10 protein-coding genes are annotated in these 13,094 nt (G+C 70.5%); 8 read left to right on the forward strand and 2 right to left on the reverse strand.

Features of this window, described 5'->3' with window-relative positions; all coding sequences use genetic code 11:
- Nucleotides 1-25: 25 nt before the first annotated feature.
- Nucleotides 26-808: an alpha/beta fold hydrolase gene (locus ACIPSJ_RS13710; RefSeq protein WP_401345675.1), complete on the reverse strand. Its 783-nt coding sequence runs from the start codon at nucleotides 806-808 to the stop codon at nucleotides 26-28.
- 130 nt (nucleotides 809-938) lie between these two features.
- On the opposite strand from ACIPSJ_RS13710, the gene ACIPSJ_RS13715 reads away from it, so the two are divergent.
- From ACIPSJ_RS13715 to rho, 7 genes are all read left to right on the forward strand, one after another.
- Nucleotides 939-1,457 (forward strand): response regulator, encoded by a 519-nt coding sequence (locus ACIPSJ_RS13715; RefSeq protein ID WP_359220749.1) that lies wholly within the window; start codon nucleotides 939-941, stop codon nucleotides 1,455-1,457.
- A 114-nt stretch (nucleotides 1,458-1,571) separates the two neighbouring features.
- On the forward strand, nucleotides 1,572-2,570 hold the full coding sequence (nrtL, locus tag ACIPSJ_RS13720) for an ArgS-related anticodon-binding protein NrtL (RefSeq protein ID WP_401345678.1): 999 nt from the start codon (nucleotides 1,572-1,574) through the stop codon (nucleotides 2,568-2,570).
- A gap of 19 nt (nucleotides 2,571-2,589) precedes the next feature.
- Entirely contained in the window at nucleotides 2,590-3,981 is a 1,392-nt protein-coding gene (gene lysA, locus ACIPSJ_RS13725; RefSeq protein WP_355721070.1) for a diaminopimelate decarboxylase, read from the forward strand.
- Between the two features lie 134 nt (nucleotides 3,982-4,115).
- Nucleotides 4,116-5,408 carry a homoserine dehydrogenase gene (locus ACIPSJ_RS13730; protein ID WP_401345680.1) on the forward strand — a complete coding sequence of 431 codons (1,293 nt, stop codon included), beginning with the start codon at nucleotides 4,116-4,118 and terminating at the stop codon, nucleotides 5,406-5,408.
- A gap of 6 nt (nucleotides 5,409-5,414) precedes the next feature.
- Nucleotides 5,415-6,473, forward strand: a complete 1,059-nt coding sequence (gene thrC / locus ACIPSJ_RS13735) for a threonine synthase (RefSeq protein ID WP_393666779.1) — start codon at nucleotides 5,415-5,417, stop codon at nucleotides 6,471-6,473.
- Nucleotides 6,474-6,761: 288 nt separating this feature from the next.
- Entirely contained in the window at nucleotides 6,762-7,691 is a 930-nt protein-coding gene (gene thrB, locus ACIPSJ_RS13740; RefSeq protein ID WP_355721061.1) for a homoserine kinase, read from the forward strand.
- Between the two features lie 404 nt (nucleotides 7,692-8,095).
- A complete protein-coding gene (gene rho, locus ACIPSJ_RS13745; RefSeq protein ID WP_401345682.1) occupies nucleotides 8,096-10,126 on the forward strand; it encodes a transcription termination factor Rho in 2,031 nt (676 codons plus the stop codon).
- Between the two features lie 272 nt (nucleotides 10,127-10,398).
- Here rho and ACIPSJ_RS13750 read toward each other — a convergent pair whose 3' ends face one another.
- Nucleotides 10,399-11,082: a hypothetical protein gene (locus tag ACIPSJ_RS13750; protein ID WP_401345684.1), complete on the reverse strand. Its 684-nt coding sequence runs from the start codon at nucleotides 11,080-11,082 to the stop codon at nucleotides 10,399-10,401.
- Between the two features lie 176 nt (nucleotides 11,083-11,258).
- Between ACIPSJ_RS13750 and ACIPSJ_RS13755 the strand changes: the two genes are divergently transcribed.
- Nucleotides 11,259-12,920, forward strand: a complete 1,662-nt coding sequence (locus ACIPSJ_RS13755) for a phospholipase A2 (protein ID WP_359220731.1) — start codon at nucleotides 11,259-11,261, stop codon at nucleotides 12,918-12,920.
- The last annotated feature ends 174 nt before the right edge of the window (nucleotides 12,921-13,094 follow it).

Genomic DNA, 13,094 nt, shown 5'->3' on the forward strand with positions numbered 1-13,094 from the left:
GCCCGAATTCAAGCACGTGTTCGATTTACGCGTCCATCGGTGCCCGGTCGAGTGCGGTGGCGGTGGCTCGGGCGAACGCGTCCGGGTTGTCCAGCATGATGTTGTGGCCGCAGTCGGGGATCGGGACCACGGTGACGCCGGACGCGGTGAGGGTCTCGGTGCCGGGCAGCGGAGCGTCTGCTTCCGGCAGCAGGTAGGTGCGGGGGATCCGCAGGGCCAGGAGGAGTTCGCGCATGGTGGGGGTGGTGCCGCGGGTGAGGTGGACGGCGCTGCGGTGCAGGGCCTCGCGGCCGGCGAGGCGCATGGTGGACCACCAGTGCGGGCCGGCCAGGTCGCGGATCTCCTGCCAGCCGCCGGCCAGGAACTCCTCCTCGGAGCGGGCGGCGATACCGCTGCTGCCGAGGGCGCCGGGCCGGGGCGTGATCGGGTCGAGGTTGGCGTCGACCAGGACCAGCCGGGAGACCAGGTGCGGGTGGCGGACGGCCAGGACGATGGCCACCGAACCGCCCATGCTGTGGGCGATCAGGTCCGCCCCCGTCACATCCGCCTCGGTCAGGGCCCGGGCCAGGGCGTCGGCGTGTGCCTCCAGGGTGTAGTCGAAGGCCGTGGGGCGGTCGCTGATGCCGTGCCCGAGGAGGTCGATCAGGAGTGAGCGGTGGCCGGCCAGCGAGGGGTGGACGGCGGTCTCCGTGAAGTAGGCGGGCGAGCTGGCGCCCAGACCGTGGACGTAGACCCGGGTGGGCTCGCGCCCGGGGAGTTCGACCCAGCGGATCCGGTCACCCTGGGGCGTGGCGGCGGCGCTGTGCACAGTCCGGCTCCTTCGCTCGTCTTCCCTCGCCACGACCGGTCGCGGGATCGACGGCGGGATCGATGGCAAGATCGGTAGAGCGAGAGGCTAGCCGCCCGGCCGCCCGGCGGGCACGGCTCGCCCGCACGAGGTGGAAGTCCGGAAAACCCGGACGCGGTGGCCGGTCCGGACCTACTCTCGAGTTGTGCCAGGCGCGTCGGGGCGGGTGCTTGTTGTGGACGACAACAAGGTCATCCGACAGCTGATCAGGGTCAATCTCGAACTGGAGGGTCTCGAGGTCGTGACCGCGGCCGACGGTGCCGAGTGTCTGGAAGTCGTTCATCGGGTACGACCCGACGTGATCACCCTCGATGTGGTCATGCCCCGGCTCGACGGACTGCGGACGGCCGCCCAGCTGCGTGCCGATCCACGAACCCGTGATCTTCCGCTGGCCATCGTGTCTGCCTGTACGCAGTACGAGGTCGAGACCGGCCTCGACGTCGGCGTCGACGCGTTTCTCGCCAAGCCCTTCGAACCGGCCGAACTCGTCCGCATGGTGCGGGAGTTGATGGAGCGGCGGACGGGGCGGCAGGAGCGCGCGCAGGAAGGGGAGGACGGCGAGGTCGAGTACTCCGGGGAGCGGGCCGGGGGCAACCCCGTCTACCCGTGACCGGGGGAGTGCCGTAGACCCGCCCGTCACGGAGTCCTGGACACACCGTCCACATGCCGGACCGTCCCCGAACCGACTCGCCTACCCACCCCCCTCCTCCCCTACGCTTGTCCCGTGACCCCCGTCGAGCTCTCCCGTACCGTGCTGCGCGCGGTACGTCGTGCTGTGGACGACGGGGAGCTCAGCGTCAGCGTGCCGCAGTGGGCCGCGGTGACCCCGCCGGGGCCCGGAGGCTGCGGGGACTACGCCACGAACATCGCGCTGCAGCTCGCCCGGCCGGCCGGGCAGCCGCCGCTGCGGGTCGCCGAGATCCTGCTGCCCCACCTCGCGAACTGCGCCGGCGTCGACGACGTCGTCGTCACCGGACCCGGGTTCCTCAACATCAGCCTCAGCTCCGCCGGGTCGCCCACGGCCACCCTGGTCGCGGAGATCCGCGCCCTCGGGCCCCGCTACGGCCACGGTGACGCTCTCGCCGGGCAGGTGGTCGCGCTGCGGGTGCCGTACGAGATCCGGGCCGAGGTCGTCGCCGACGCCGTGGTGCGGATCGTCGCCGCGCAGGGCGGGCGCGGTGAGGTCGATCACGGCGACCCCGTGAACCTGCGGCCCGTACCGGCACCGGAGGACCCCCTGCCGCTCGGGCCGGACGCCGCCCAGTGGGCTCTGCTGCATCCCGCCGCCCACGACCGGCCCCGGATCACCGCCGACCACCTGGTGCAGCGGGAGGGCAACCCGCTGTTCCGGGTGCGGTACGCCCACGCCCGCACCCGCGCCGTCGGGCGCGGCGCCGGACGGCTCGGGTTCGCGGCCGTCCCCGGCGACGCGGTACACGGCGACGCCGCACCTGGTGACGGCACGAGCGCCCTCGTCACCGCCCTCGCCGACTACCCCCGCATCCTCACCGCCGCGGCCACCCACCGCGCCCCCGACCGGCTCGCCCGGCACCTCGTCACCGTCGCGGATGCCGCCCTGCCGTACCTGACGACCGTGCTGCCCCGCGGCGACGAGAAACCCTCGGCCGCCCACCGTGCCCGGCTCGCCCTCGCCGAAGCCGCCGGGACGGTGCTGGCCGGCGGCCTGTCCCTGCTCGGCATCGACGCACCCGATCACCTCTGAAGAGAGCGCCAGAAGAGCAATGAGCCGTTCCGCACACCCTGCCGGGCCCCGGCACGCCGACGTCCTTCCCGAGGGCCACTACGCCGCTCCGCCCACCGACCTCAACGCCCTCGACCCCAAGGTGTGGGCCCAGACCGTCAGCCGTGGCGAGGACGGTGTGGTCACCGTCGGCGGTGTCGACGTGAAGACCCTCGCCGAGCAGCACGGCACCCCCGCCTACGTCCTCGACGAGACCGACTTCCGCGCCCGGGCCCAGGCCTGGCGCGGCGCCTTCGGCCCGGACGCCGACGTGTTCTACGCGGGGAAGGCGTTCCTGTCCCGTGCCGTCGTGCGCTGGCTGCACGAGGAGGGGCTCAACCTGGACGTGTGCTCCGGCGGTGAGCTGGCCACCGCGCTGTCCGCCGGCATGCCCGCCGACCGCATCGCCTTCCACGGCAACAACAAGTCGACGCACGAGATCGAGCGGGCGGTCGACGCCGGTGTCGGGCGGATCGTGCTCGACTCCTTCCAGGAGATCGTCCGGGTCGCCCACATCGCCCAGTCCCGGGGCAGGCGCCAGCGCGTGCAGATTCGTATCACCGTCGGCGTCGAGGCCCACACGCACGAGTTCATCGCCACCGCCCACGAGGACCAGAAGTTCGGGATCCCGCTGGCGGGCGGGCAGGCCGCCGAGGCCGTGCGGCGGGCGCTGCAACTCGACGGGCTCGAACTGATCGGCATCCACTCGCACATCGGGTCGCAGATCTTCGACATGTCCGGGTTCGAGGTCGCCGCGCACCGGGTCGTGGGGCTGCTGAAGGACATCAGGGACGAGCACGGCGTGGAGCTGCCGGAGATCGACCTGGGCGGCGGACTCGGGATCGCGTACACCAGCGACGACGACCCGCGCGAGCCGCACGAGATCGCCAAGGCGCTGACCGAGATCGTGTCGCGGGAGTGCGAGTCCGCCCGGCTGCGTACGCCCCGGATCTCGGTGGAGCCCGGGCGGGCCGTCGTCGGGCCGACGGCCTTCACCCTGTACGAGGTCGGCACCGTCAAGCCCCTCGACGGGCTGCGCACCTACGTCTCCGTCGACGGCGGCATGTCCGACAACATCCGGACCGCGCTCTACGACGCCGAGTACAGCGTCGCTCTCGTCTCGCGGACCAGCGACGCCGAGCCGATGCTCGCCCGCGTCGTCGGCAAGCACTGCGAGAGCGGGGACATCGTCGTGAAGGACGCGTTCCTGCCGGGCGACCTGGCACCCGGTGACCTGATCGCCGTACCGGCGACCGGCGCCTACTGCCGGTCCATGGCGAGCAACTACAACCATGTGCTCCGGCCGCCCGTCGTCGCGGTGCGCGACGGCGAGGCCCGGGTGATCGTCCGCCGGGAGACGGAGGAGGACCTCCTGCGTCTCGACGTCGGCTGAGAGGGGCGGAAGATCTCCTGTCTTCCGCCTCCCGAAAATGAAATAGATGTCTCACGATCCGGACGAAGGGTAGAAACTGCCGTCCAGTGAGTGAGACTGGTCCAACCGTAGACGGTATGAGGAAACGAGGTCGGATGATGCGTACGCGTCCGCTGAAGGTGGCGCTGCTGGGCTGTGGGGTTGTCGGCTCAGAGGTGGCGCGCATCATGACGACGCACGCCGACGACCTCGCCCAGCGGATCGGCGCCCCGGTGGAACTCGCCGGGGTCGCCGTGCGGCGGCCGTCCAAGGTCCGCGAGGGCATCGACCCGAACCTGGTCACCACCGACGCGACCGCCCTGGTCAAACGCGGGGACATCGACGTGGTCGTCGAGGTCATCGGCGGTATCGAGCCCGCCCGCACCCTGATCACCACCGCCTTCGAGCACGGCGCGTCGGTCGTGTCGGCCAACAAGGCGCTGCTCGCCCAGGACGGCGCGGCCCTGCACGCGGTCGCCGAACAGAACGGCAAGGACCTGTACTACGAGGCCGCCGTCGCGGGCGCGATCCCGCTGATCCGGCCGCTGCGCGAGTCCCTCGCCGGCGACAAGGTCAACCGGGTGCTCGGCATCGTCAACGGGACCACCAACTTCATCCTCGACAAGATGGACAGCACGGGGGCGGGGTACCAGGAGGCGCTCGACGAGGCCACCGCGCTCGGGTACGCCGAGGCCGACCCGACCGCCGACGTCGAGGGCTTCGACGCCGCCGCCAAGGCCGCCATCCTCGCCGGGATCGCCTTCCACTCGCGGGTCCGCCTCGACGACGTCTACCGCGAGGGCATGACCGAGGTCACCGCCGCCGACTTCGCCTCCGCCAAGAACATGGGCTGCACCATCAAGCTGCTCGCCATCTGCGAGCGCGCCGGCGACGGCGGCTCCGTCACCGCGCGCGTGCACCCCGCCATGATTCCGCTGACCCACCCGCTCGCCTCGGTGCGCGGTGCGTACAACGCCGTCTTCGTCGAGTCCGACGCGGCCGGCCAGCTGATGTTCTACGGGCCCGGCGCCGGCGGTGCGCCCACGGCCTCCGCGGTCCTCGGCGACCTGGTCGCCGTCTGCCGCAACCGGCTCAGCGGGGCAACGGGGCCCGGCGAGTCGGCGTACGCCGCCCTGCCCGTCTCACCGATGGGCGATGTCGTCACGCGCTACCACATCAGCCTCGACGTCGCCGACAAACCGGGTGTTCTCGCCCAGGTCGCCACCGTGTTCGCCGAGCACGGGGTTTCCATCGATACGGTTCGGCAGACCGGCAAGGACGGCGAGGCCTCCCTCGTCGTCGTCACCCATCGGGCCTCCGACGCCTCCCTGTCCGGGACCGTCGAGGCGCTGCGCAAGCTCGACACCGTGCGGGGTGTCGCCAGCATCATGCGGGTTGAAGGAGAGTAACCAGCAATGACCCACCAGTGGCGCGGAATCATCGAGGAGTACCGGGACCGGCTGCCCGTCTCCGACACCACGCCGGTCGTGACGCTCCGCGAGGGCGGCACGCCCCTCGTGCCCGCGCAGGTGCTCTCCGAGCGCACGGGCTGCGAGGTCCACCTCAAGGTGGAGGGCGCGAACCCGACCGGGTCCTTCAAGGACCGCGGCATGACCATGGCCATCAGCAAGGCCAAGGAGGAGGGCGCGCAGGCGGTCATCTGCGCCTCCACGGGCAACACGTCCGCCTCCGCCGCCGCGTACGCCGTGCGCGCGGGCATGGTCTCGGCCGTGCTCGTCCCGCAGGGCAAGATCGCGCTCGGCAAGATGGGCCAGGCGCTCATCCACGGCGCGAAGATCCTCCAGGTCGACGGCAACTTCGACGACTGCCTCACCCTCGCCCGCAAGCTGAGCGAGAACTACCCGGTGGCGCTGGTCAATTCGGTCAACCCGGTGCGCATCGAGGGCCAGAAGACGGCCGCCTTCGAGATCGTGGACATGCTCGGCGACGCGCCCGACATCCACGTCCTGCCGGTCGGCAACGCGGGCAACATCACCGCGTACTGGAAGGGGTACAAGGAGTACGCCGGTGACGGCATCTCCGCCAAGACCCCCCGGATGTGGGGTTTCCAGGCCTCCGGCAGCGCCCCGATCGTGCGCGGCGAGGTCGTCAAGGACCCGTCGACCATCGCCACCGCGATCCGGATCGGCAACCCCGCCTCCTGGCAGTTCGCGCTCGCCGCGCGGGACGAGTCCGAGGGCCTCATCGACGAGGTGACGGACCGTGAGATCCTGCGCGCCTACCGGCTGTTGGCCGCGCAGGAGGGGGTTTTCGTGGAGCCCGCCTCCGCCGCCTCCGTGGCCGGTCTGCTGAAGGCCGCCGAGCAGGGCAAGGTCGACCCCGGCCAGCGCATCGTCTGCACGGTCACCGGCAACGGCCTGAAGGACCCCGACTGGGCCGTCGCCGGCGCCCCGCAGCCGGTCACCGTGCCGGTCGACGCGGCCGCCGCGGCCGAGCGCCTCGGGCTAGCCTAGAGAACCGCTCAAGGGGTACTCGAGACGTACCCCAGGAGTGCCTCAGAGGCAGGGAGTGCGAGGGCACTCCCTACGAAGGGGGCACAGGGGGCTTACGACACGCATCGTGCGCCTCCTGTGCGCCCTATGTCGCCACAGAACCTTCCTTCGATAGGCTGTACCGAACCCGCCCGCTGCATATGCCTCCGCATATGGCGCGGTGCCGCGCCGTCTCCACGGCCCGAGGGTCGTCACGTACCTATCGAGTGTCATTCGACCATCACGCAGCTCAAGGAGAGTCATCGAGCGATGGCCGGTCCAGCGTTCCGCGCCGCCGCCGTCCGGGTGCGCGTCCCCGCCACCAGCGCCAACCTCGGCCCGGGCTTCGACGCCCTGGGCCTCGCGCTGGGGCTCTACGACGACGTCGTCGTCCGGGTGGCCGACTCAGGGCTGCACATCGACATCGCGGGTGAGGGCAGCGAGACGCTGCCGCGCGACGAGAGCCACCTTCTCGTCCGCTCCCTGCGCACCGCCTTCGACCTGCTGGGCGGACAGCCCCGCGGCCTGGAGATCGTGTGCGCCAACCGCATCCCGCACGGCCGCGGCCTCGGCTCCTCCTCCGCCGCGATCTGCGCCGGCATCGTCGCCGCACGCGCCGTCACCATAGGCGGCGAGACCCGGCTCGACGACGCCGCGCTCCTGGAGCTGGCGACCGAGATCGAGGGCCATCCCGACAACGTCGCGGCCTGTCTGCTGGGCGGCTTCACGCTCTCCTGGATGGAGTCCGGCGCCGCCCGGGCGATCAGGATGGAGCCCGCCGGTTCCATCGTTCCGGTGGTTTTCGTGCCCGGGAAGCCGGTCCTCACCGAGACCGCGCGCGGACTGCTCCCGCGCACCGTGCCGCACGTCGACGCCGCCACCAACGCGGGCCGTGCCGCCCTGCTCGTCGAGGCCCTCACCCGGCGCCCCGAGCTGCTGCTGCCCGCCACCGAGGACCGTCTCCACCAGGAGTACCGCGCCCCGGCGATGCCGGAGAGCGCGGCACTGGTGGAGCGGCTGCGCGCCGACGGGATCCCGGCCGTGATCTCCGGCGCCGGCCCCACCGTGATGGCGCTCGCCGACGCCGAGAGCGCCGACAAGGTGCAGGCCCTGGCCGGTGCGGACTGGGCCGCCAACCGCCTGGACCTGGACCTGTACGGCGCGAGCGTGCTGCCGCTCGCGCCCTCGAGTGACATGTGACGCGCACGATTGCCGGATTTGGAGAGGGGGAATGTTTGTTGGATCCGGTAGTGTTAACCTCAAGTCTGCACCCGACCCCACCATGGCGAGGTGCTTCGTGTCCCCGTCCGGGACAGACATTCTTCCGGGAGTCTCCCAAGCCACTCAGCGTTTCGTATGTCGTACATGGGCAGTACGCCGTACGCGGGCACTGAGCGGGCCGCTGGGCACGCTCCGGAATTGGTGCGACCTCGCCTCGTGACACCGGGTGCCACGGCTGCGGAAGCGCCGTCATCAGAAATTCTCTCCGCCGCTTTGGCGGACCACCGCCCCGGCACGGTCCACACAGCAAGGACCGAAAGCCGGACAGCACAACCGGTCGCCGAGCCAGACAGGCCGACGTCCGCTCCAGGGAAGGACCCTTCGTGAGCGACACCACCGATCTGATGGGCGCACGTGTCGAGGAGACCGCTGCCGCGCCCGCCACGGACGCCTCCGCGCCTGCCACCGGTGCCGGCTCCCGGCGGCGCCGCGGTACCGGCCTCGAGGGCATGGTGCTGGCCGAGCTTCAGCAGGTCGCATCCGGCCTCGGCATCAGGGGCACCGCGCGGATGCGCAAGAGCCAGCTGATCGAGGTCATCAAGGAGGCGCAGGCCGGCGGGGGAGCCCCCGCCAAGGCCGAGACGGCCACCGAGACCAAGCCGAAGCGCCGGGCCACCTCCAAGGCCCGTACGGGCGAGGACGCCGCCGAGAAGAAGGCGGAGCAGCCCGTCGCGGCCCCCGCCGAGCAGGCCGTGGCCCAGCAGCAGATCGAGATCCCCGGCCAGCCGGCCAGCGAGGACGCGCCGGCCGAGCGCCGCCGTCGCCGCGCCACCGCCGAGGCGGGCAGCCCTACCGCGAACGGTGCGGACACGATCGTCGCCGAGGCGAAGAGCGAGCCGAAGGCGGAGACCCCCGCCGCGCAGCCGCAGCAGGGCGAGGCCAAGGGCGACGCCGCTGACGGCGAGGGCCGCGGCCGCCGCGACCGCCGTGAGCGTGGCCGTGACCGCGACCGCCGCAACAAGGGCGACGAGCAGCAGGGCGGCGGCCAGGGCGGTCGCCAGGACCAGGGCGGTCGCCAGGACCGGCAGGACCGGCAGGACCGTCAGCAGCAGCAGCCGCAGCAGCAGGGCGGCGGCCGTCAGGACCGCAACACCGGTCCGCAGGACGAGGACGACTTCGGTGACCGTCGTGGCCGCCGTGGCCGTTACCGGGACCGCCGTGGCCGCCGTGGCCGTGACGAGATCGGCGGCGCCGAGCCGCAGCTCGCCGACGACGACGTCCTGATCCCGGTCGCGGGCATCCTGGACATCCTCGACAACTACGCGTTCATCCGGACCTCCGGCTACCTGCCCGGCCCGAACGACGTGTACGTCTCCCTCGCCCAGGTCCGCAAGAACGGCCTGCGCAAGGGCGACCACATCACCGGCGCGGTCCGTCAGCCCAAGGAGGGCGAGCGGCGCGAGAAGTTCAACGCGCTGGTCCGCCTCGACTCCGTCAACGGCATGGCGCCCGAACACGGCCGTGGCCGCCCGGAGTTCAACAAGCTGACCCCGCTCTACCCGCAGGACCGGCTCCGTCTGGAGACGGACCCGGGCATCCTCACCACCCGCATCATCGACCTCGTCGCGCCGATCGGTAAGGGCCAGCGCGGTCTGATCGTGGCCCCGCCGAAGACCGGCAAGACCATGATCATGCAGGCGATCGCCAACGCGATCACGCACAACAACCCCGAGTGCCACCTGATGGTCGTCCTGGTCGACGAGCGTCCGGAAGAGGTCACCGACATGCAGCGGTCGGTCAAGGGCGAGGTCATCTCCTCGACCTTCGACCGTCCGGCCGAGGACCACACCACGGTCGCCGAGCTCGCCATCGAGCGTGCCAAGCGTCTGGTGGAGCTGGGCCACGACGTCGTCGTGCTGCTCGACTCGATCACGCGTCTGGGCCGTGCGTACAACCTGGCCGCGCCGGCCTCCGGCCGCATCCTGTCCGGTGGTGTCGACTCGACCGCCCTGTACCCGCCGAAGCGCTTCTTCGGCGCGGCCCGCAACATCGAGGACGGTGGCTCGCTGACCATCCTCGCCACCGCCCTGGTGGACACCGGGTCCCGCATGGACGAGGTGATCTTCGAGGAGTTCAAGGGCACCGGCAACGCCGAGCTCAAGCTCGACCGGAAGCTCGCCGACAAGCGCATCTTCCCGGCGGTGGACGTGGACGCGTCCGGCACCCGTAAGGAAGAGATCCTGCTCGGCAACGAGGAACTGGCCGTCGTCTGGAAGCTGCGCCGGGTGCTGCACGCGCTCGACCAGCAGCAGGCGATCGAGCTGCTGCTCGACAAGATGAAGCAGACGAAGTCGAACGTCGAGTTCCTGATGCAGATCCAGAAGACGACGCCGACGCCCGGCAACGGCGACTGAGTGTTGTCGTCCAGGTCGTAAAGCAGGGAAAAGGGCCGCCCTCCGCAAGCAGCGGAGGGCGGCCCTTTTCGATGTGCGGCACCTTTACCTCCACTTTGCCAAGGTGAAGGGGGTGGCAGTGGGATCGGTGAGCGTGGACGGGCTTATTAATATGGCCGAGATCGTTCGGGGCTGACCTGATCCGGCAGGGCATTCGGCGCCGGGCTCCACTCGGAGAGTCGATCAGGCTCCGTCGGTGCGGCCGGAATCCGGTCTCGGTGGAAGGCGGGCGGTCACGTCCCGTCGGACAACAGCTTCTTGACTGCGAACGATCCGGTGGCGGGCGCTGTACACGGGGTGACATCCGTTTCCTCGCCCGCCGCCGTACCCGCCTCGCAGAGTCGGCCGCCCTTCTCGCGCAGGTCGAGGTAGAAGCGCGTGACCTTGCCGTCCTGCTGGAGGCCGTGGATGCGCTCGTCGATGTAGCCGAGGCCGTTCAGGCTCTTGCGAACCTTGGCGGGGGTGGGGTCCGGGACCGCCTGCAACGCCTGGATGATGCGCTGTTCGTGCTGGACACTCGCACACCGGTCCCGGTCGCTGAGTTGAGCCTCTGTGGGGGCGCCGGGCTCGATCGGTTCAGCCGGGGGAGTCTCGCCAGGGGCGAGGGTCTGCTCCCCCCCTTCCGGACCGGTCGGTTCCTCTTCCGTGGGTCCGGATGCGGACTCGGTGGTCGAGGAACACGGCCGCGCGACCTTGTCGAGCATCGCCGCGAACGCCGCCTGCTCGGGAGTCGACCGTGTGGCACTCCCGCTGTCGCTCGAGGCGTTGCCACTCAAGCCGTTGCCGCCGCAGCCGGTTAGTGCCAGTGCGGCGAGGGCGGCGGCCACGATGACGCGCCGGCGGTGGGCGAACGCGCTGATGGGGGCAGCGATGGGTGTCATGCGCGCAGTCTCCAGTCGCCACTCCACGCTGCGCATGAGTACGCGTACTCATTTACACGGGCTTTTCTCGGTCAATAGGCGCCGCTTTACCCGTCCATGGGAAGCGGGATTTTGTATTCCGTTTCTGATGCTTGTGGAAGTGATCGGAGTTGATCTAGTGTCCGCGGTGATCATTCAGGTAATTCACGCTTTGCTACACGAGGGGGGAACTCGTGCGCAGAATTGCGATACCCGTATTCGCCGCGCTGTCCTTGTCCCTGCTGCTCCCACAGGAGATTGCGGGGGCGGCGCCTGCGGGCACGTCGCTCGCCCTGGCGGCCACGGTCGTCGATCCGCCGCTGGCGGAAGGCGAAACCGAACAGGTCGGTCCCGGGGTCTACTCGACCGCGGACAAGTCCTTCGAGATCTACGAGACGGATGTGGCAGCAGGCCTCATGAGCCGCAGCCACACGGTCAACGCCCAAGCGGGCGGTGTCGCCAAGCCGGAGTCCGCACCCGCCTCCCGCCCGGAGATGGGCGTCTTCGGTCCGGGCTGGGAAGCCGAGTTCATGGGCGGCCAGCTCAACCGCAAGCTGGAGCAGAAGGCCGACTCCGTCGTCGTCACCGACCTCGACGCGAACGTCCCGATCACCTACGCGCTGACGAGCAGCGTCGACTTCCCGAGCGGCGGCGGAGTCCAGAAGTACGCGACCACCGCGGGCGGCAAGCTCACCGTGACCACCAGGTTCGACGAGGCGGCCGGCACCCTGGTGTCCACCGCCGCCGAGGTCATCGGCGCGCCCGCGTCGACCGTGGACGCGGACCAGTCCGCCGACACCGACGCCGGCGCTGCCGTCGGCATCGCCACCCTGACCCCCACCTACACGTGGAAGCAGATCACCGGGGCTACCGACACCTGGCGCGTCACCGGCGTCGGCAACGTCGCCGACGGCAGCCTCTCCACCGCCGGCTACGACGCCCAGGGCCGCATCTCCACCGTCAAGGAGGCCGCCGCCGGGGACACCCCTGAGCAGTCGCTGTCGGTCAAGTACTCGGCCGCCACCACGGCGACCGGCACGACTCTCGGTGAGTTCGCGGGCCGCGCCAAGGAGATCAGCCTCACCGTCGGCACCACCACGCAGACGCTCGCGCGGTACTCCTACGACGCCTCGGGCCTGCTGCGTTCCGTGGTCAACCCGGTCGAGGCCGCCGAGCCGGTCGCGTCGTACGCCTACGACTCCACCGGGCGGGTGTCCGACGTCACCTCGCCGTCCAACGGTGCCTGGGAGCTGACCTTCCCGGGTGACTCGGCCGCCCCGAACGTCGAGAACGACGGCCCCGCGCGTCCCACCGCCGAGTCGACCTTCCACGGTGCGGCCGACATCACCAACGCCGCCGCCACCGCCCCGCCGGCCACGGACTTCACCAGCGGGGAGATCTCCGACCCGGAGGCCTACCCCCGCCACTGCAACCGCGCGACGGACTGGCTGTGGTACCTGGAGGACGGCTGCGCCGCGTGGGCCGCGCACTACGGCTGGCACAAGCCGCTGTGGAAGCAGACGCCGACCGGCAACTGGGTCGTGGGCATCAACAACGACGGTTGCAGTACCCCGGGGCCCAACATCAGCAAGCCGGGCGGCTTCAACTTCCGGAGCGCGTGCGACATGCACGACTACGGCTACGGCCTGATCGGCAACACGTACAAGGGCTACAAGTACTACCTCGACCGCAGCAAGAAGTCGAACGTCGACAACGCCTTCCACACCACGATGAAGACCTACAGCTGCAAGGCGTACTTCATCCTGAGCCGGCCCGATTGCTACAGCTACGCGTACATCTACTACAAGGCCGTGGGTCTGAAGGGCAACCCGAAGAACGGCGCCAACGCCACGTGATCCGCAGTACTGCCTTCTGACCGATCACGCCCACGAGCGGTCTGGCCGGACGACGGAACCTTTCGCCGTCCGGCCATTTCGCGCTCGGCTCCTCGCTCTTTCCCGCATACGCGTCAGCGGGCTCAGCCATGCCCGCTTCCCACCGGAGTTTCAGTGAATAAACCCCTATGGACC

Origin of the sequence: Streptomyces sp. NPDC090088, assembly GCF_044747345.1 — a bacterium.
In the GTDB taxonomy this organism is placed as follows: domain Bacteria; phylum Actinomycetota; class Actinomycetes; order Streptomycetales; family Streptomycetaceae; genus Streptomyces.

Excerpts from the sequence above, each read along its gene's own strand:
- lysA (WP_355721070.1), top strand. The coding sequence starts at position 2,590 with ATGAGCCGTTCCGCACACCCTGCCGGGCCCCGGCACGCCGACGTCCTT.
- ACIPSJ_RS13730 (WP_401345680.1), top strand. The coding sequence starts at position 4,116 with ATGATGCGTACGCGTCCGCTGAAGGTGGCGCTGCTGGGCTGTGGGGTT.
- thrC (WP_393666779.1), top strand. The coding sequence starts at position 5,415 with ATGACCCACCAGTGGCGCGGAATCATCGAGGAGTACCGGGACCGGCTG.
- thrB (WP_355721061.1), top strand. The coding sequence starts at position 6,762 with ATGGCCGGTCCAGCGTTCCGCGCCGCCGCCGTCCGGGTGCGCGTCCCC.
- ACIPSJ_RS13750 (WP_401345684.1), bottom strand. The coding sequence starts at position 11,082 with ATGCGCAGCGTGGAGTGGCGACTGGAGACTGCGCGCATGACACCCATC.